18 protein-coding genes and 1 riboswitch are annotated in these 18,896 nt (G+C 37.9%); of the genes, 16 read left to right on the forward strand and 2 right to left on the reverse strand.

The window, feature by feature from the left end; all coding sequences use genetic code 11:
• Window positions 1-31: 31 nt before the first annotated feature.
• Both BN6559_RS15330 and BN6559_RS15335 read right to left on the reverse strand, forming a co-directional pair.
• Complete coding sequence (locus BN6559_RS15330) at window positions 32-610, reverse strand: TlpA family protein disulfide reductase (RefSeq protein ID WP_110955539.1); 579 nt, start codon at window positions 608-610, stop codon at window positions 32-34.
• A 13-nt stretch (window positions 611-623) separates the two neighbouring features.
• Window positions 624-1,298 (reverse strand): cytochrome c biogenesis CcdA family protein, encoded by a 675-nt coding sequence (locus BN6559_RS15335; protein ID WP_110955540.1) that lies wholly within the window; start codon window positions 1,296-1,298, stop codon window positions 624-626.
• 210 nt (window positions 1,299-1,508) lie between these two features.
• On the opposite strand from BN6559_RS15335, the gene BN6559_RS15340 reads away from it, so the two are divergent.
• The 16 genes from BN6559_RS15340 (at window position 1,509) to BN6559_RS15415 (ending at window position 18,777) form a co-directional block, all read left to right on the forward strand.
• Complete coding sequence (locus BN6559_RS15340; RefSeq protein ID WP_110955541.1) at window positions 1,509-2,084, forward strand: hypothetical protein; 576 nt, start codon at window positions 1,509-1,511, stop codon at window positions 2,082-2,084.
• A gap of 207 nt (window positions 2,085-2,291) precedes the next feature.
• A complete protein-coding gene (locus tag BN6559_RS15345; protein WP_199884058.1) occupies window positions 2,292-2,741 on the forward strand; it encodes a MarR family winged helix-turn-helix transcriptional regulator in 450 nt (149 codons plus the stop codon).
• 2 nt (window positions 2,742-2,743) lie between these two features.
• Complete coding sequence (locus BN6559_RS15350) at window positions 2,744-3,232, forward strand: GNAT family N-acetyltransferase (RefSeq protein WP_110955543.1); 489 nt, start codon at window positions 2,744-2,746, stop codon at window positions 3,230-3,232.
• Between the two features lie 14 nt (window positions 3,233-3,246).
• Window positions 3,247-3,687: a GNAT family N-acetyltransferase gene (locus tag BN6559_RS15355; protein ID WP_110955544.1), complete on the forward strand. Its 441-nt coding sequence runs from the start codon at window positions 3,247-3,249 to the stop codon at window positions 3,685-3,687.
• Between the two features lie 77 nt (window positions 3,688-3,764).
• Window positions 3,765-3,944: riboswitch (cobalamin riboswitch) on the forward strand.
• A gap of 264 nt (window positions 3,945-4,208) precedes the next feature.
• Entirely contained in the window at window positions 4,209-5,150 is a 942-nt protein-coding gene (nikB, locus tag BN6559_RS15360; RefSeq protein WP_234407848.1) for a nickel ABC transporter permease, read from the forward strand.
• Window positions 5,151-5,972, forward strand: coding sequence for a nickel transporter permease (gene nikC / locus BN6559_RS15365; RefSeq protein WP_110955545.1), 822 nt, complete (start codon window positions 5,151-5,153; stop codon window positions 5,970-5,972).
• Window positions 5,973-6,031: 59 nt separating this feature from the next.
• Window positions 6,032-7,600 carry an ABC transporter substrate-binding protein gene (locus tag BN6559_RS15370; protein WP_110955546.1) on the forward strand — a complete coding sequence of 523 codons (1,569 nt, stop codon included), beginning with the start codon at window positions 6,032-6,034 and terminating at the stop codon, window positions 7,598-7,600.
• Between the two features lie 21 nt (window positions 7,601-7,621).
• A complete protein-coding gene (locus BN6559_RS15375) occupies window positions 7,622-8,410 on the forward strand; it encodes an ABC transporter ATP-binding protein (protein ID WP_110955547.1) in 789 nt (262 codons plus the stop codon).
• Complete coding sequence (locus tag BN6559_RS15380) at window positions 8,400-9,359, forward strand: ABC transporter ATP-binding protein (RefSeq protein WP_110955548.1); 960 nt, start codon at window positions 8,400-8,402, stop codon at window positions 9,357-9,359. The genes BN6559_RS15375 and BN6559_RS15380 overlap by 11 nt, the downstream gene beginning before the upstream one ends.
• 14 nt (window positions 9,360-9,373) lie before the next feature.
• The gene (locus BN6559_RS15385) at window positions 9,374-10,633 is read left to right on the forward strand and encodes an S-layer homology domain-containing protein (RefSeq protein ID WP_110955549.1); all 1,260 of its coding nucleotides are present in this window, start codon (window positions 9,374-9,376) and stop codon (window positions 10,631-10,633) included.
• Window positions 10,634-10,834: 201 nt separating this feature from the next.
• Entirely contained in the window at window positions 10,835-11,617 is a 783-nt protein-coding gene (locus BN6559_RS15390) for an AraC family transcriptional regulator (protein ID WP_199884059.1), read from the forward strand.
• A 128-nt stretch (window positions 11,618-11,745) separates the two neighbouring features.
• Window positions 11,746-12,165: a DUF2000 domain-containing protein gene (locus tag BN6559_RS15395; RefSeq protein WP_110955551.1), complete on the forward strand. Its 420-nt coding sequence runs from the start codon at window positions 11,746-11,748 to the stop codon at window positions 12,163-12,165.
• 320 nt (window positions 12,166-12,485) lie between these two features.
• Window positions 12,486-14,447, forward strand: a complete 1,962-nt coding sequence (locus BN6559_RS15400) for a methyl-accepting chemotaxis protein (protein ID WP_110955552.1) — start codon at window positions 12,486-12,488, stop codon at window positions 14,445-14,447.
• Window positions 14,448-14,664: 217 nt separating this feature from the next.
• Window positions 14,665-15,900, forward strand: a complete 1,236-nt coding sequence (gene fabF / locus BN6559_RS15405) for a beta-ketoacyl-ACP synthase II (protein ID WP_110955553.1) — start codon at window positions 14,665-14,667, stop codon at window positions 15,898-15,900.
• A 76-nt stretch (window positions 15,901-15,976) separates the two neighbouring features.
• Window positions 15,977-16,864 carry an AraC family transcriptional regulator gene (locus BN6559_RS15410; protein WP_199884060.1) on the forward strand — a complete coding sequence of 296 codons (888 nt, stop codon included), beginning with the start codon at window positions 15,977-15,979 and terminating at the stop codon, window positions 16,862-16,864.
• Between the two features lie 404 nt (window positions 16,865-17,268).
• Window positions 17,269-18,777 (forward strand): sensor domain-containing diguanylate cyclase, encoded by a 1,509-nt coding sequence (locus BN6559_RS15415; protein WP_110955555.1) that lies wholly within the window; start codon window positions 17,269-17,271, stop codon window positions 18,775-18,777.
• Window positions 18,778-18,896: the final 119 nt, after the last annotated feature.

The raw sequence follows: 18,896 nt of genomic DNA on the forward strand, positions 1-18,896 counted from the left end.
CGCTCCCATTTTATAATTGTGTGAAATAAATTTAATTGGCTTTGATGGAATTGATGCCTTTTTGTAAAGTTTGTTCGCTGATGGCACCTTGGTATGCAGCAGCAATATTACCGCTTCTGTCGATAAAAACTGTTGTTGGAATAGAAGAAATTCCATACGCATCGATGCCTTGATATTCAAGATCAAAATATACAGGGAATGTATAACCTTGACTTTGTATGAATTGCTGCCCTTTTTCTTGCGTTTCACGTTGGCCATCGACCAAATCAACCATCATAAAGACAACATCATTTTTCTCTGTATTATATACTTTATTAAAATGTGGCATTTCGCTTTTGCAAGGTGGGCACCAAGAAGCCCAAAAATTTAATACCACCGGTTTGCCAACGAAATCAGAAAGTTTTACCTTGTTGCCGTTGGCATCAAAAACCGTAAAATCAGGTGCTTTTTGCTTGATTGATTCGGCAGACTTCTCTGCGGTAATAGTGGGATTCATTGATTCAGAAGATTGTGCTTGGTATTTGGTCAGAGTTGAATAAGCAAAAGAAGCAATGCTGAGAAATACGCTAAATAATATGATACCTAAAAATATTTTTCTTTTTGCAGTCATCTTTATTGTCCTCCTAAAATGTTAGTAAGGATAGGAAATATCCCATCCATCCGGTGATCATGAGAATTCCGATCAGGATAAGTAAACTGCCGGAAAAGAGTTGAATGATGCGATAATTTTTTTTGATAAAATCAAAAGCGGCTGTTAATTGCTCGATTAAGACGGCACTGATGATAAACGGTATGCCGAGTCCGAGTGAAAAACTTAAGAGCATAAGGACTCCTTTTAAACTTTCACCGCTGGTGGCGGCGAACATTAAGGCAGATCCTAAAAATGCACCGACACAAGGTGTCCAACCAAGTGAAAAAATTACGCCGAATAAAATAGATGAAGAAAAACCTAACTTAACAGCTTGAAATTTTAGCTGATGTGTAGTATTAAGTAGAGGAATACGAATAATCTCCAAGAAATTCAAGCCAAATACGATAACAACGATACCGGAGACTATATGGATGATGGTCTGATACTCTTTTAAAATATGACCAGCCGCACCGGCAAAAGCCCCTAAGCTTACGAAGACAATCGTAAATCCAAGTACGAAACCAAGTGCATTTGTAAGTGCAGCTGATTTATTGCTTTGCATATTGGTTTGACCCGTAAAGTAGGAGATATAAACGGGCAGCATTGGCAACAAGCAAGGAGAAATAAATGTGATGATTCCTTCTAAAAAAGCGATGATATAGTCCATACCGTTATCCTCCTATATATGATATGTATTATATAATATACCATTTTTTAGCGCAAATTCAGTGATTGAATCACAGTCGGCGGGTCGAGGATAAGCACTCATCTGCATCGTTACAGCAAGATACCTATATAAATATTTTGTAAGATAGGCTATAATAGTCTCAAATAAGCTATTGAACTATTTAGGTTGATTTTAGAAAGGATAATCGTCATGGCAGTTATAGCACCTACACCCCCAACCAAACCTACGCCGCCGGTTCCACCAACACTTACTCCCGCAGGTACAAGTGCAGAAGCAACGGATCCTGCTGCTGCAAATTTGCATCCAGTAAAATTTTCAAACAGCGCAGCAGATCATACATCGGCGAGCGATACAAAGAAGACCGAAAGTGTAGACGAAAAACCACAAGAAAATTCCGTGCAGGCAAAAGATACAGGAAAAACGGATGCGAGCAAGACCGTGCAGCAGGCGCCACAGGAGAGTTCTCTGGTAAATGTGAATTCTGATGAAGGAATGCAGGCACAGACACTTGTAGATAAAATGCCGATGCAGCAAAGTAAATCTTCTGGCTTTAGTTATGCTCCTTTCATTGGCATCCTTGTAATCGTCGCGGTGGTGTTAGTTGGATTGAAGTTGTTAAAAAAGAATACAAAGGAAACACCAAGTATTATAGACGATTTGCAACAAACAGATGACGCCCTGCCTAAAGAGGGAATTGATATTGCCGCTGATGAAAATGTAATAACAAATACTAAGCCTAAGAAAAAGTTCGAAGTACGTATCTAGATCATAAAGTGAGGATGGCGCATTAAAATGCGCCATCCTCACTTTATTTTATGTCATAGAATTCACTACGGATTTAGTTGACAGTTCAACTAAATTTACTTATACTAAAATTAGTTGAAATTTAAACTAATTTAAAGATCGGAGGGGATTTCTATTTATGAACTGAAAAATGAATTTTTAAGAGATGTAGGAACCTTAGCACGTTGTGTGCAATCGATTTGTGATATTAAATTTCGTGAGTTGAATTTGCAACGTGGTCAATTTATTTTTTTAACGCGAATTTGTGAGCAGCCAGGCATACATTTAAATGAACTATCAAACTTATTGAAAGTAGATAAAGCGACAACAACAAAAGCTGTACAAAAATTGATGGCAGAAGATTATGTACGCAAAACACGTGATTGTGAAGATAAACGGATTTATCATCTTTTCCCTTCTGAAAAAGCGAAAAAAATCTATCCTTATATGATTGAGGAAGAAAATTTGAATATTGAAAGTTGTTTTCAGGACTTTTCTGTAGAAGAAAAAAAAATGATGGAACAATTTATGAAAAGAATGTGCATTCATATTGATCAATATTGGAAAGAAACAAAATCCAGTAAGGAGCAGTCGATTCAAATTGATAAGAAAATTGCACACAAGATGGAGAGGGAATAAGCATGTCAAATATGGTAATTCAAAGCTATACAGAAAACTACAAAGAACAGATCATTGATTTAATTCTTACGATACAGCAAACGGAATTTCAGATTCCGATCACAAAAGACGATCAACCGGATTTAAGTAATATACCGAATTTTTATCAATCCCAGAACGGAAATTTTTGGACGGCTATAGATCAAGATGTTGTGTTAGGAACGATTGCTTTATTGGATATCGGCAATGGCGAAGGTGCTTTACGAAAAATGTTTGTAAAGGCTCCATATCGGGGAAAAACTCATAATGTAGCAAATTCTTTATTACAAACGGCAATTGAGTGGGCAAAAAAACATGAGATGCGAAATATTTATTTAGGGACGACAGAGAAATTTTTGGCGGCACATCGGTTTTATGAAAAAAATAAATTCGTGCAGATAACAAAAGAGGGTTTGCCAGAAACGTTTCCTGTTATGAAGGTCGATACAAGATTTTATCAATTACACATTTGAGGAGATACGTCTACATGAAATATAAAAGTTTAATTATCGTAAATGATGAACAACTGCAAAAAGCCTATGCAATCAGAAGAAAAGTATTTATAGAAGAACAAAATGTACCGGAGGAATTAGAGCTTGATGCTTATGATCGTCAAGAAGCAACGAAACATGTGTTGATTTTAGACGAGTCAAAGAAAGCAATTGCAACCGCTAGATTTCGTCCATACGAGAACGGCATATTAAAAATTGAACGAGTGGCAGTACTGCAAAAAGAACGTGGCACTGGAATTGGTAAATTACTCATGGATCGTATCGAGACGGAGGCAAAAGGTGAAAAGTATAGCAAATTGAAATTGTCAGCACAGTTGCATGCACAAAAGTTTTATGAAAAACTTGGATATCAAGCACAAGGAGAAGTCTATTTAGATGCGGGAATTGAGCATGTCGATATGATGAAACATATCTAAATTATCTTTTTATTTGACAATATTTTATAGAATATGCTATCCTTAGAAAGAATAATTTGATGATCAATGATTTCATAAATTTTATATATGGAATAGGTGCCCGAGAGGGCTTAATAGGGAAGTTGGTGTAAAACCAATGCGGTCCCGCCACTGTAATAGGGAGCAGACTCAAAAAATGTCACTGGAATTTAAATTCTGGGAAGGCTGAGCGAGCGATGAACTAGAGCCAGGAGAACTGCCTGTTCAACAATCACCGTAATTTACTCACGAGCGATGGGAAGGGGATTTCAGTACACGATAGGTCTGTATTGTTTGCCCTGGCTATTTTTGTCAGGGCATTTATTATTTTATACGGCACTGTACTGCGATCTTCTGCTTTGGCGGAAGATTTTTTTTTGCAATCTTATCTTTATCGTTCGAAGAAACATGAAAAATGGTATATGCTCTGGCAGAAATTCTAAAATACATAATTTTCGCTGTAATGATTCAATTTTAAATAAGGAATTTTAGGAGATGATAGTTTGAAAAAAAACGAATTTGTGCGTAGGGTCATTCAGATGATGGTTACGCTTGCCGGTGTGACATTTCTGACGTTTTGTTTGACCTATTTATCACCAGGCGACCCTGTAGAAATGCTGTTAGAGGTTGGAGATACGATTGTTTCAGAAGAAACGATTGCCGAGACCAGAGCGCAGCTTGGTTTAGACCAGCCTTTTCACATACAGTATATCCGCTGGATTGTAGGGATCGCACATGGAGATATGGGAATGTCTTATTCGGCAAAAATGCCGGTTGCAGATCGACTTTGGCAGTGCTTACCGGGAACTCTGACGCTTGCCGCTACTGCACTTATTATGATGTTAGTTATTTCAGTTCCTGGTGGTATTCTTTCTGCAGTATATAGAAATCGTAAAATTGACTATTTCATTCGTGGTATCTCTTTTTTAGGAATTTCTATGCCTAGTTTTTGGGTAGGTTTAATTTTACTCTATATTTTTGGTTTAAAACTAGGCATGTTTCCTATTGCCGGCGGGGTTGTGTCTGCAGATCGTATCGTACTTCCGGCGGTAACACTGGCAATTGCAATGTCGGCCAAATATACGAGACAAGTACGAACCGCCGTTCTTGAAGAACTTGGGCAAGATTATGTTATTGGTGCACGTACGCGAGGCATTCCGATGCGAAAAATTTTGTGGCATCATGTGCTTCCCAATGCTTGTCTGCCGCTCATTACACTTTTGGGATTGTCAATTGGCTGGCTGCTTGGCGGTGTGGCTGTTATAGAAATGGTCTTTTCTTGGCCGGGCCTCGGAAAAATGGCTGTACATGCTATTGAAATGCGTGATTATCCATTGGTACAGGGATTTGTTCTATGGATTGCAATTTTATATATGGGAATCAATCTGCTGGTTGATATCTCCTATACATATCTCGATCCGCGTTTAAAGAGAGGGGGCCATTGAGTGAAGTCTTTTTCTAAAGATAAATTTTTATTTGGGTTATATACAGTTTTGGTTCTTTTGATTTTGGGTGCGGCACTATTTGCACCTTGGCTTGCACCTTATGATCCATTTGATGCGACGATGAAAAACTCTATGCTCTCACCTTCTTCAGCGCATTTATTCGGTACCGATAAATTAGGCAGAGATTGCTTATCCCGCATACTTTTAGGAACGCAGATTTCTCTAATGATGACACTTTCACTCGTTATCCTTATTTCTGGTGTAGGGATGCTGATCGGCGTTGTTGCAGGTTGCTGTGGTGGTAAAATCGATATGGTTTTTATGCGTATTGCCGATATGATGCTTGCTTTTCCGGGCATTGTGCTCGCAATTGCAATCGCTGGTATGATGGGGGGCAACATTATCAATACAATTCTTGCCTTAGCGGTTGTGAGCTGGACAAAATATGCACGACTGGCCCGCAGTTTGACTTTGAAATTGCGTGAACGCGATTTTATCGCGGCAGCGGTTACAAATGGAACGAAAATGCACCAGATTATAAGACGGCATATCGTACCAAACATTTTGCCGACGATTGTTGTAACAGCTGCGATGGATATTGGTACGATGATGATGGAACTAGCAGGTCTTTCCTTTTTAGGGTTTGGTGCGCAGCCGCCGACGCCGGAGTGGGGGCTTATGTTGAATGAAGGAAGACAGTATATTCAAACGGCACCTTGGCTCATGATTTTCCCAGGCGTAGCAATTCTAGTTGTTGTAACAATATTTAATCTTTGGGGTGACAGCCTGCGCGACATTATGGATCCGCAGCGGGTAAATTAATATAAAGCACAAGTTGGGCAGGGAGATATTGCCTAATAAAAAAGATGAGGATGGATGATATGAAACGTTTTGGAAAACTTTTAAGTGTGTTCATGATGGTTTGCATCGCAGCAATTTTTATGGCAGGCTGTGGTGATAGCAAGAAAGAAGCAGATAAAACAACCTTAAAAATTGGGGTAACAAATTTTGCAGATACGCTTGAACCAACAGAAAATTATTTTGGCTGGGTTGTTATGCGTTATGGTATGGGGGAAAGTTTAGCAAAATTTGATGAAAAAATGAAAGTAACACCTTGGTTGGCGGAAAGCTGGCAAATAAGTGATGATCATTTAACATGGACTTTTAAAATCAGAGATAATGTGAAGTTTTCAAATGGAACGCCATTAACTGCGGAAGCTGTCAAGGCGTCGATTGAGAGAGCATTTGAAAAAAATAAACGTGCAGCAACTTTTTTTAAATATGCTGAAATGACTACCGATGGCCAAACGCTTAAAATTCGTACAGAAAAGCCAGAACCAAATATGCCGGGGTTTTTAGCAGATCCACTATTTCTTATTGTTGATGTAACCGCTGAAGCAAAACGGAATTTTGCAAAAGAAGGCCCGATCTGTACAGGCCCTTACATGGTACAAAGTTTTGTGAAAGATAAAGCTGTTATGGTAAAAAATCCTTATTATTGGGATGGAGAAGTACCCTATGAAACCGTAGAAATTCCGTCAATTGATGATCCAAATACGCGCGCTATGGCTTTGCAGTCAGGAGAAATTGATATGGCTGTTAATATTGCAGCCGGAGATATCTCACTTTTTAATGATACTTCGAAATTCAATATAGATCGTATCGCTTCACTTCGCACTGTACTGGCGCGAATTAATCAAAAGGGCGTTCTCGGTGATCCTAAAGTACGTGCGGCATTTATCAGTGCTTGTGACAGAAAATCTTATAATGAAATTCTACTGAAAGGGACTTTCATTGAAGGAAAAGCACCTGTACCACCATCTATGGATTACGGTTTTGCACAGCTTACCGATCCAAACAGTTATGATATCGAACGTGCAAAACAACTTTTAGCAGAAGCTGGCTGGGCTGATGCGGATGGCGATGGAATCCTTGAAAAAGACGGTAACCCACTTTCGGTGGATTTCGTTGTATATAACAGTCGGGCGGAATTACCGCTTTATGCTGAGGCTGTGCAGGCGGATGCAAAAAAAGTTGGAATTGATGTAAAGATTAAAAATGTGGACTATAATTTGATTGATAAAATGGGCATTAATGGTGAATACGATTGCCTTATTTCTAATATTACTACGGCAAATACCGGTGACCCAGAAATTTTCTTGAATTGGTACTGGAGAAGTAATAAAAATGGAGACAACCCGCAAAATGGTTCAGGTTACAGTAGTGCGGCATTAGATGCAAAATTTGCGGCACTGTCTTCTGAATTCGACCAAGAAAAACGACGCCAGCTTATGATTGATATTCAGCAAATTATTATGAATGACGGCGCAGGCCTGTTCCTTGGATATCCGGAAACAAATATTATTAGTTCGGTTTCTATTACAGGGGCAAAGATGTATCCATCAGATTACTACTGGCTCACCAATAAAATTCGTCCAACCCAGAAATAATTTCGAGAAAAGGGGAAAGAAATGCTATTAAAAGTATCGAAACTTTCAGTAGCCTATGCCGACCAGACCATTGTTCAAGATTTTGATCTGTCGCTAGATGAAGGTAAGGTTGCAGCGATTGTGGGAGAAAGCGGTAGTGGTAAAACAACTGTCATACGTGCAATTCTAGGTTGTCTGCCACATGAAGGCCATATTACTGGCGGTGAAATTTTCTTTGATGGAAAGAATCTTTTAGAAAATACACCAGAGGACTGGCGAAAGCTCTGCGGCACACAAGCAGCTATGATTTTTCAAGACAGTGGTAGTATGATGGATCCGATCCAACGAATTGGTAGCCAGTTTATTGAATATATTTGTGAACATTCGTCCATGTCAAAAAAAGAAGCAGCCGCTGCCGCAGAAGAGATGTTGAAAAAGTTGCATTTACCACATACCAAAAATGTGATGAACAGTTATCCTTTTGAGTTAAGTGGAGGAATGAGGCAACGCGTTGGAATTGCGATGGCGATGTTTTTTAAACCACGTCTTTTATTGGCAGATGAACCTACTTCCGCGCTTGATGTGACCACGCAAGCGCAAGTCGTCACGGAAATGCTCGAAATATGCCGTAACGATCGGACCGCTATGATGATCGTTACCCATAATATTGGCGTAGCAGCATACATGTCAGAACAGTTGATTGTCATGCGTGCAGGGCGTATTGTTGAAGCGGGGAAAACAAGTGATATTATCATGAATCCACAGTCGGCGTATACAAAAGAGCTGTTAGAATCTGTACCTCAGATCGGAGGAAAGCGCTATGTCATCTGATCGGGAAAAAATATTAGAAATCTCACATATTGTAAAGCGATTTCCGGTGCCGGATGGGCGGAAACTGACTGCTTGCGATGATGTTTCACTTACCCTTTATAAAGGGGAAACACTTGGTATTGTTGGTGAAAGTGGCTGTGGGAAAAGCACGCTTGTAAAAACGCTTATGCAGTTATATCCACCGACGGATGGAGCAATTTATCATAGGGGTGTCGATATTACGAAGCTGAAGGGCGAGACGGCGCGTCAAAACCGCCGTCATATTCAGATGGTATTTCAAGATCCTATGCAAGCCTTTAATCCAAAAATGAAAATCAAGGATATTATCTGTGAACCATTATACAATTTTGGCTTGATTAAAAGAAATCAGATTGAAAATAAAGCAAAAGAATATTTGAGACTTGTTGAACTGCCGGAAGAATTTGCAAATCGGTATCCTGGCAATATGAGCGGCGGACAACGGCAACGTACTGCAATTGCCAGAGCGTTGGTGCTTGAACCAGAAATTCTCGTCTGTGATGAGGCGACGAGTGCGCTGGATGTATCGGTACAGGAAAGGGTCGTTAAGCTTCTAATCAAGCTGCAGCAGGAAAAACAATTGTCTATTATCTTTATCTGCCATGACTTGGCGCTTGTATCGCAGCTCTGTCATCGTATTGTGGTCATGTACCTTGGCAATGTTGTAGAAGTACTTTCCGGAGCCGTTTTAGAGCAGGCGAAACACCCCTATACCAAAGCTTTGCTTAAAGCTGTTTTTCCTGTAGTGCATAGGGAAGAAGTCAAATTGCAGCTATTAAAAGGCGAAGTTCCAAGCCCCTTAGATTTACCAAAAGGCTGCCCATTTCAGGATCGATGCCCGGAATGTATGGAACTTTGCCGGCAGGAAAAACCTAAGCTTGCAAGCATTACAGAGAATCATAAGATTGCTTGTCATTTGATTTCAATATAAAGAGGAGCGTTTACATGAAGAAGTTATTTGCACCTATGATGCTGAATATATTAGTATTATCTATCGCGCATACAACTTACGCGGCTGAAAATCCATTTTCTGACGTGCCATCTGATCATTGGTCGATGCATACATTGACGATCCTAGCCCAAGAAGGTGTCATTGAAGGCTATGGTGACGGCACGTTCCGTGGTGACGCTAAACTTACACGTTATGAAATGGCAACGATCATTGCTAAAGCAATGGCAAAATCCAATCTGAGTACAAACGCAAAAACACAGCTTGATCAATTATCTGCGGAATATGCTGATGAACTCCATAATCTCGGGGTCCGCGTAACAGAACTTGAGGAAAAAAGCGACAACTTAAAAATAAACGGTCTGCTTCGTTTGGATACAAGCAAAGATGAAGTGAAAAACACAACAAAGTCCAAAGCACGCCTACGCTTAGAACCGACTGCATTTATCAATGAAGACTGGCAGATGAAAGCCAGAATTGATTATGATACAAACTTGAAAACAGGTGAAGGCGGAACTGGTACACTGAAAATGGCCTATGCAAACGGTAATTTATTGGGCGGAAAAGTTTCTGTCGGTAAAATAGACTATGCTGATTTTGAGAATATGAATGCTGCCTATGGACTTATTTTTGATGACTACATATCTGGTGCAAAAGCAGTTTTTGGCGATAGGGTAAAAGTTACACTCGTTGGTGGACGGATAGGTTCTGGAAGCACGGCTTACACGAACGGCAACGGAATTAGCAACTATCCAAATAGCTCGCTAGATTATACAGGAATTCAAATTACCGGCAATGCATCGGATAAGCTTATGCTTGGTGCAGCCTATCATTCCCTGCGAGATGAAGCACTGTATAAAAATCAGTCTATCGTCGAGGTTGCTGCCGATTATAAACTTTCAAACACCTTGAAATTCGGCGGTGCTTATGCAAAGTCTAATCTTGATGCAAGCGAATTTAATCTTAAAAGCGATGATGAAGATCAAGCATACACTGTACAATTGGATTATAAAGGCATTAAACGCAGTGCGCCCGGTAGTTTCGGCATCTGGGCAGCGTACCGGCAGCTTGGTAATCTTGCTGTATCACTACCTACTTATGTAGCCAATTTTAATGGAGAAAAAGGCTACGAAATCGGTGCAAAATACATGCTTGATAAAAATATTATGGGACAAATCACGTATTTTAATGGTGAGACCATCAGCTCTGAACGGGATGTAGAAAGAATTTTCGGTCGTTTGGAATTTAGATTTTAATAAAAAGAGATATAACCTAAAATCCAACTAAAATTTATTTTAGTTGGATTTTTATTTAAGATGAAGAAGACAGAGAATCCAATATATAAACTTAGCAGGAGTCACGTTTCTTATGATATAGTATAAGAAATCGCTGGTGTATTTAAATTTGGAATATATAGTGCAGATAAAGCGAAGTATGAAAGCGTAGGTGTGGAAAATTTGCAATTTTATCGAGATGAACAGGTTCCTTATTATGAAATCAAAACAGGGCAATATCAAATTCCGGCGGAAAAATATCATTGTCATAACGAAATATCGATCGGTGTTATTGAAAGTGGTACGAGCCTAGTAAGCTGTCAGGGAAATCGTTTTGCTGTTGGGCAGAATCATTTGATTATTTTTCCATCTCGTGTTATGCATCAATGTACGCCTAAGGATATAAAAACATGGAAATTTAAGATGCTTTATATTGATAATCAGTGGATAGAAGCTGTTTTTAGTGAAAATACGATTCGTTCGATTATGATTAAAAAAATGAATTTTGTAAATATCAATAAAATAAAATCATTCTTTTCCTATCTTGAATCAAAAGCATCATTATTAGAAAAAGAAACGAAATTGATTATTACGTTAGCAGATATTTTTTCTTTTTCAAACACTGCCCTCTATCCAATAAATAATAAAAGCTGTAACGATATTGCATGCTCTTTACGCAGATATCTAGAAAAGCATTATCTAGAAAATATCACATTAGATGATATGACAAACTTGTCGGGAATTACAAAGTATCATTTAATTCGTCTATTTCAAAAAAATTATGCCATGACGCCGTATGCTTATGTAACACAAATGCGATTAAATCATGCGAAGTGTCTGTTGAGAAAAGGAAAAGAGCTTGCATACGTTGCTTATGAAGCAGGTTTCTATGATCAGAGTCATTTTACTAAAACATTTAAAACTTATTGTGGGGTTACGCCCCACATGTATCAAACGATCAATTAAATAGCGCAATTTTTTACAATACGAAGCGATTGGTAACTGCTACACTGAAAAAGATAGAAATGAAAATTTGATGAAAAGATTGTAATTCTATCTAAAAATCTGTTGGAGAAATAAAGGATGGTTTTCATATGGAGGTTTTAAAAAAATGTGTAGCAGTAATTGATCAAGATTTACCACTGGGGCTTATAGCAAATACGGCGGCAATTCTTGGTTGTACACTTGGGAAGAAAAGAACTGAAATTGTGGGCGAGGATGTGGTCGATCAGGACAATCGACTGCACCTTGGAATTATAAATACACCGATTCCAATTTTAGCGGCGACAAAAGATCAAATCAAAGAAATTTATCGAACAGCTCATGCACTTCAAGATGAAAGTATGATGATTGTTGGATTTAGTGATTTGGCACAACGCTGTAAAACTTATGAGGATTATACAGCTAAAATGGCACAAACTTCTGATGATGACCTTAATTATCTAGGTATCTGTCTTTCGGGCAGCAAAAAAGCAGTAAATCGTTTGACGGGAAGTTTGCCTATATTGAAATAGCAAATTTTAGATTATCCTTGATCAAATTTTAGATCAAGGATAATTTTTTTATTTATTTTGAGATACATAAAAATTTCAATTTGTCGCAACGTGCACTAATGATGTTGCAATATGAAACATATTTATGGATATAAAAAGAAGAAATCCAGTATTATCAAGGTGGAACATATTGGCACAAAACTTGCATAAATATATATAAATGTATCAAAATATGTAAGAAATAATGAATATTGGGTGAAAGGAGTCGTAGCGGCAGCTGTTAATTTTGCAAGATATGCTTTAGCTAATTTACCAGTAGTTGAACAGGAGGGCCAAATAAGATGAGTGTAAAGAAGAAATTATTGTTAATTATGTTGTCGATAAGTTGCATACCACTTATCATATTGTCTGTGATTTCAGTACGATATTTAGGAAATCAATTAGAGGAAGAGACAATCAATCAATGCAGGGAAATTGCTGTAGGGGTTGATTTTCAGATGAATGGCTTTCTGGATAAATCCTTTATGGCACTTAAGACGATTGCTGCAAATTCAACGGTCAAGGAATATGATTTGCCTAACGTAAAAACCTATTTGCTGCAGATGCAAAAGGTCTATCCGGAAAGTTCTTTTTCGCTTGATGATGCAAAAGGAAATCAGGTTGTAAGAGGCGATGATATTAAGCTGGCGAATATATGGGAAAGACCGTTTTATCAAGCGGCACTTAAAGGACAGGATGAAGCGATATCAGGCGTAGTATTTAGCAAGAATTCCAATCGTGCGGTAGTAAATTTGATGACGCCTGTACGTGATGCAAGTGGGACCAATGTGATTGGAGTCATGCAGGGCTCGCTTACACTTACAAAAATCAGCGAGTTTGTAGAGAAATTATCTACTGACGGCAAATTGGCATATGTGATTGACAGTGAAGGAAAAATTATGGCGCATCCGGATCAAACGCTTGTAAAAGATCGTGCGGATATGAATGAAGTAAGCTTTGCTAAGGATGGATTAACCAGCAAAAAAAGTGGTTCTGCAATCATTGAGGATAAAAATAGTGACAAGAAAATTATCACGTATGTGTATGACGATAGAACGGGATGGCTCGTTTGTCTTGAAACGCCTTATAGTGTGATAACTGAAAAAACACATGCGTTATTATTTATGGTGAGCTTAGTAACGGCAATTGTTTTAATATTAGTTGGAATCTTAGCTTTTTATATCGCCAAAGGTTTTTCAGAGCCAATATTAAAAATGCAGCAATTAGCGAGCAAAGTTGCACAAGGTGATCTTAAACAAAAAATAGAAATCACAAGTAAAGATGAGATCGGTTTGCTGGCAGCGGCATTTGCGACAATGGTAGAGAATCTTAAAAAATTAGTTGGGCATGTACAGGAAAATTCGCATCAGTTGGCGGCTTCTTCTGAGCAGTTAACATCAAGTGCTGAACAGTCTGCAATTGCTTCTAACCAAGTGGCTGGGTCTATTACTGAAGTAGCAGAAGGAACAGAAAAACAGTATCATATTGTGAATGATGTGACGAAAGTAATTGAACAAATGTCGCAGGGGATTCGTCATGCTGCAGATAATGCGAATGCAGTATCTACGCAGTCCATTCAGGCGGCAGATACTGCGCAAGAGGGTGGAAAAGCGGTAGAGTCTGCTGTAAAACAGATGGTGGATATTGAAAAAACAGTAAGCAGTTCAGCTGCAGTTGTAGCACAGCTTGGTGAACGTTCAAAAGAAATAGGTCAAATTGTAGATACGATTTCTGGCATCGCTGGACAAACCAATCTTTTGGCATTGAATGCGGCGATTGAGGCGGCTAGAGCAGGTGAACAAGGCCGTGGTTTTGCGGTAGTAGCTGAAGAAGTTCGTAAATTAGCAGAACAGTCGCAAGAAGCTGCGAAGCAAATTGCAACTTTAATTGCGGAAATTCAGAGCGAAACCGATAAAGCAGTAATTGCAATGCAAGAAGGCACAAAAGAGGTTAAGATCGGTACTGGTGTCGTCAATGAAGCTGGGCAAAGTTTTGAAAAAATAATTACGATGATTACCAGCTTGGCCGAACAAGTCGGTGAAACATCTACGGTTATTGAACATCTAGCCGACGATAGTCAGCATATTGTTACTTCGATTCAAAATATAGATGAGTTGACGAAAAATGCAAGCGGCGAAATACAAAATGTTTCAGCTGCGACGGAAGAACAAGCGGCTTCTATGGAAGAAATTGCATCTTCAAGTCAAAGCCTTGCGCAGATGGCACAAAAACTGCAAGATGCCGTCAGCAAGTTCAGAATTTAGTCAATTCAATAAACAGTAAAATTCAAATAATCCTAAAAAGCTGCATTGAAGCGCAGTTTTTTAGGATTATTTTCTTTCATATAAGCAGAGCGGAATTCTTACTAAAAAAGCAATAGTTGTTCATTTTCATACATCAATATGTGTTAACCTTTAAAAAGATTCGTCAGCAAAGTATTGCTGCGGAGTTAACAACAGAAAGATACTGGAGGATGAATAAATGAAAAAACGCGTTGTAATCACTGGGATGGGGGCAATTACATCATTAGGATTCGATATAAATACAGTTTGGCAGTCCATTAAAACAGGAAAATCGGGAATTAGTCTGATTGAGCGGATTGATGTAAGTGATCTACCGACTAAAGTTGCAGCGGAGATAAAAGACTTTAATCCCATTGATTTTATTGAGAAAAAAGAAGTAAAAAGACTTGATCGATTTTCACAATATGCGATGGCTGCAGCACAAATGGCCGTAGAAAGCTCGCAATTAGATCCTAAAATATTGCAAAACGGCAGAACCGGTATCATTTTAGGTTCAGGTATTGGCGGACTTGAAACCTTAGAAAATCAATATCATACACTTTTAGAAAAAGGAACAAACCGTGTAAGTCCATTTCTTATTCCAATGATGTTATCCAATATGGCTGCGGGAACGTTAGCGATTAAATTTGGAATAAAAGGCTTTGTTGAGTGTGTGGTTTCTGCTTGTGCAACTTCTACAAATGCAATTGGTGATGCTTTTAAGATTATCCAGCGGGATGCAGCAGATGTCATGCTTACCGGTGGTGCAGAAGCAGCCATTACTAGGCTGGCGATGGCTGGGTTTTGTGCAAGTAAAGCGATGACGACAAATGATAATATAGATAAAGCGTGCAGACCTTTTGATCTTGAACGCAATGGATTTGTTATGGGAGAAGGAGCTGGTGTTTTAGTTGTAGAAGAACTAAATCATGCATTAAATCGAGGCGCAGACATTATTGCTGAAATTGTGGGATATGGCTGTACCAATGATGCATACCATATCACCGCCGTTGATCCAAAAGGAGATAGTGCAGCTGCATGTATGAAATTAGCTTTAGAAGATGCAGGTTTAACAGCAGAAGATATCCAATATATCAATGCACATGGAACCTCAACCGAACTGAATGATCGGATGGAAACAACAGCAATAAAAAGTGCTTTTGGTGAGCATGCTGATAAAATCGCTGTAAGTTCGACAAAGTCTATGACCGGACATTTGCTGGGAGCGGCGGGAGCAGTCGAAGCGATTATTACTTCGATGGCACTTAAAGAGGGGTTTTTGCCCCCAACAATTCATTATGAAAATTTTGATCCAGCCTGCGATTTGGATTATGTACCTAACCAAGGGCGTCAAAGTAAAGTTATACACGCGTTAAGTAATTCTTTTGGCTTTGGCGGGCATAACGCTACATTGGCTTTAAAGGCTTATAAATAAAACACATGTTAAAAAGCGGAGTATTTATTCTGTAATGTGATTAATCTACAGTAATTGTATTTGGGGAGGCTATATCATGGAACTAAAAGAGACAATCGCGGAATGTCTTCGTTATATAGAAGATAATCTTTATAAAAAAATCAACTTAGATGATATAGCCGTGCATTGTGGTATGTCGAAATATCATTTGCATAGAATGTTTAAATCTTTGACGGGTGAATCTTTAATGGAGTATGTTCAATCCCGTAAACTTTCATCCAGTCTTTCAGAGTTAAAGGACACCAGCAGAAGAATTATTGATATAGCCATGGATTACGGTTTTGATTATGAGCAATCTTACATTAGAGCCTTTAGAAAAAAATTTGGTTTTACACCCTTAAAGATAAGATCTGAACCAGTCTCTCTTGTCATACAAGAAAAACTGAACATTGATGATATTATGTCTGTGAATAATTCAGTCATTTATAAACCTTCATTTATGTTTAAACAAAAATTTTATTTAGTTGGGGTAAAACATAAAATTCTTAGCAAGTCTGGAGATCGTATAGCAAATTCTTATGGTAAAAAGTTTTTTTATCAGCAGAGCCACCAGATTACAAATCCAGTTGATTCACAAGTCTATTTCGGTTATACCGACTGGCGCGATAGCGAAAATGGCTGTATTTACTATATGCCCTCGTTACAAGTGCATGATCTTAAGCAGGTTCCTAAGCATATGGAAGGCGTGGTCATTCCAGCGCATAATTATGTGATTTTTCACTTTGTTGGTTTTTTTAGGCCGGATGATATCAATGGTAGACAGATTGGAAGGTTGCTTGTTCACATGTATTCAAAATGGATTTTCAACTCAGGCTATAAATTTGCGGATACGTTCAGGTTTGAATATATCAATAATCATCTTTGTAAAGATCATTACTGCGAGTTAGATATTTATCAGCCGATCATTGATGCGAATAAAATATAAATTCTGCGTCTGATATCCGAGCAATTTTCACCAATCGGCAACCCATCTTCTTTCCAAATTATAAGTCAAAACAATATAGCTATTTTCTGCTGTATTATCATTATTTTGCCCGCGGTCTGTCATCTAAGCCTAGCTTAGATGATTTTTTATGTTAAAAAATAAGTTGTAAAAGCAAGGCCAATGTATAAATGTCGTAATTTATCAAAAAAATAATAAATAATACTTAGAAAACATCGTGTTGTCAACGTTGTATAATTTGTGATGTTTGTCTAGACACTGATAAATTTCTTTGCGAGTTCATGTAGATGCCCTCTTGCTAAGTAATAAGTAAAATTGTAAAATTACAATTATTCATTATGATTTAATTTAGATTGAGTTGAATTTTTAGAAAGTTGGTTGTGGGTATGCGCTTTTTACATAAATTCACATTGTTGTTTAGTGCCGTTGTTATTATTGGCAGCATCGTTCAATTTATTGTATTTGACCGATTTTTCCTCAGTGCTGCAGATTTGCTTTTATTAGAAACAAATGAAAGGGCTGCGAAAAATCTTAGTGATCAATTTTTAACGCATTTTCAAAAAATTGAAAATACATTAAAAGTGATTGCCGCCGATGAAACAACAAGAAAGAACCATGGATTTCTTACCACAATTAATGATATTATCCCTGAAATAGATGCGATTGCAGTTGTTGATAAACAGGGGAAGATTTTACTTTCCAGTGGAAATGAAAGTGATGTTTCAAATTTCAATCTATCGCAAAGAACCTACTTTCAAGAAGCGATGAAAGGGCAAAATTATGTTAGTGATGTTTATACAGGCAGTTTAGGAAATCAAATTATTGCAGTTGCAGTTCCGGTTTGGGAAAATGACAGTGTTACAGGAGTGATCGTTGGGGTTATTCGTTTACGTGGAGATATTTTAGCTGTCATGTATGACAATAAATTTTTCGGACGAAATGGAACGATTTCTATCATTGATAAACATCAAAATATTGTGTATCATCCCAATAAGGAATTGATTGGAGAAAAGTCGATCACCGCTGAAAGTTTTGAAGAAATAAGCGGTTCTGTAATTATGAAAAATCGTACAGACGAAGAACAATATATTGGCTATAGTAAAGTGCCTGGGTTAGACTGGATCGTGAGTGTCAATACACCTACAGCCGAGGTAACTAAATTTCGTCGGATATTGGTCTACGAGATGATCGCGATATCTTTTTTGTCGATTTTTTTTATCTTATTAATAGGCAGTTATACGGTACGTCATTTTATGAAACCTATCGATCAGTTGCTGGATGGATTTGCTTCTATGAAAAAAGGAAAGTATAAGCAAATTCCTATCGAACAGCATACCAGTGAATTTACTGAAATTATCCAAATTTATAATGATGGAATTAAAAAATTAGAAGAGGTGCATAATCGTTTAGAAGGAGCAGCGGTTCTTGACGGATTAACCGGGATCTTAAATCGAAGAGCTTTTGAGAAAGAAATTAAAACAGCTTTTTTGAGAATAAATGATGGTGCATTAAAAAATATAGGCATACTGGTCTTGGATTTAGACAATTTTAAAATATTAAATGACACGCAAGGACATTTAATTGGTGATGAGGTATTGAAAGAATTTGCCGTAATTTTGAAGAACAACGTTGAACAGGAATCTGTATTTCGATTTGGTGGCGATGAATTTGTGATTATTTTGCAAAATACTTCTGAAGAAACAAGCTTGTCGGTGGCTGAAGAAATTCGCTTGCAATCAGAAAAAAACTTGCGAGGTTGTACCGTAAGTATAGGAATCGCCATTTATCCGAATCATACAGAGATAATTGAGGAGTTGTTGCGTCTGGCGGATAAAGCGCTTTACATCAGCAAAAAAAGTAAAAACAAGGTAACGATATATTCTAATCCTTTATAAATAAAATTGTAGTAAATTAGTTCTTTCCTCCTGGCAGTATTTTGACTTTAAGAGATTGCTGAAAAATTTGAGTGATATTATTTGGCAGCATGTCTTTTTGGGTGTAAAATATAGTGTAG

It is taken from the genome of Massilibacillus massiliensis (assembly GCF_900086705.1).
Classification (GTDB): Bacteria; Bacillota; Negativicutes; order FLKF01; family FLKF01; genus Massilibacillus; species Massilibacillus massiliensis.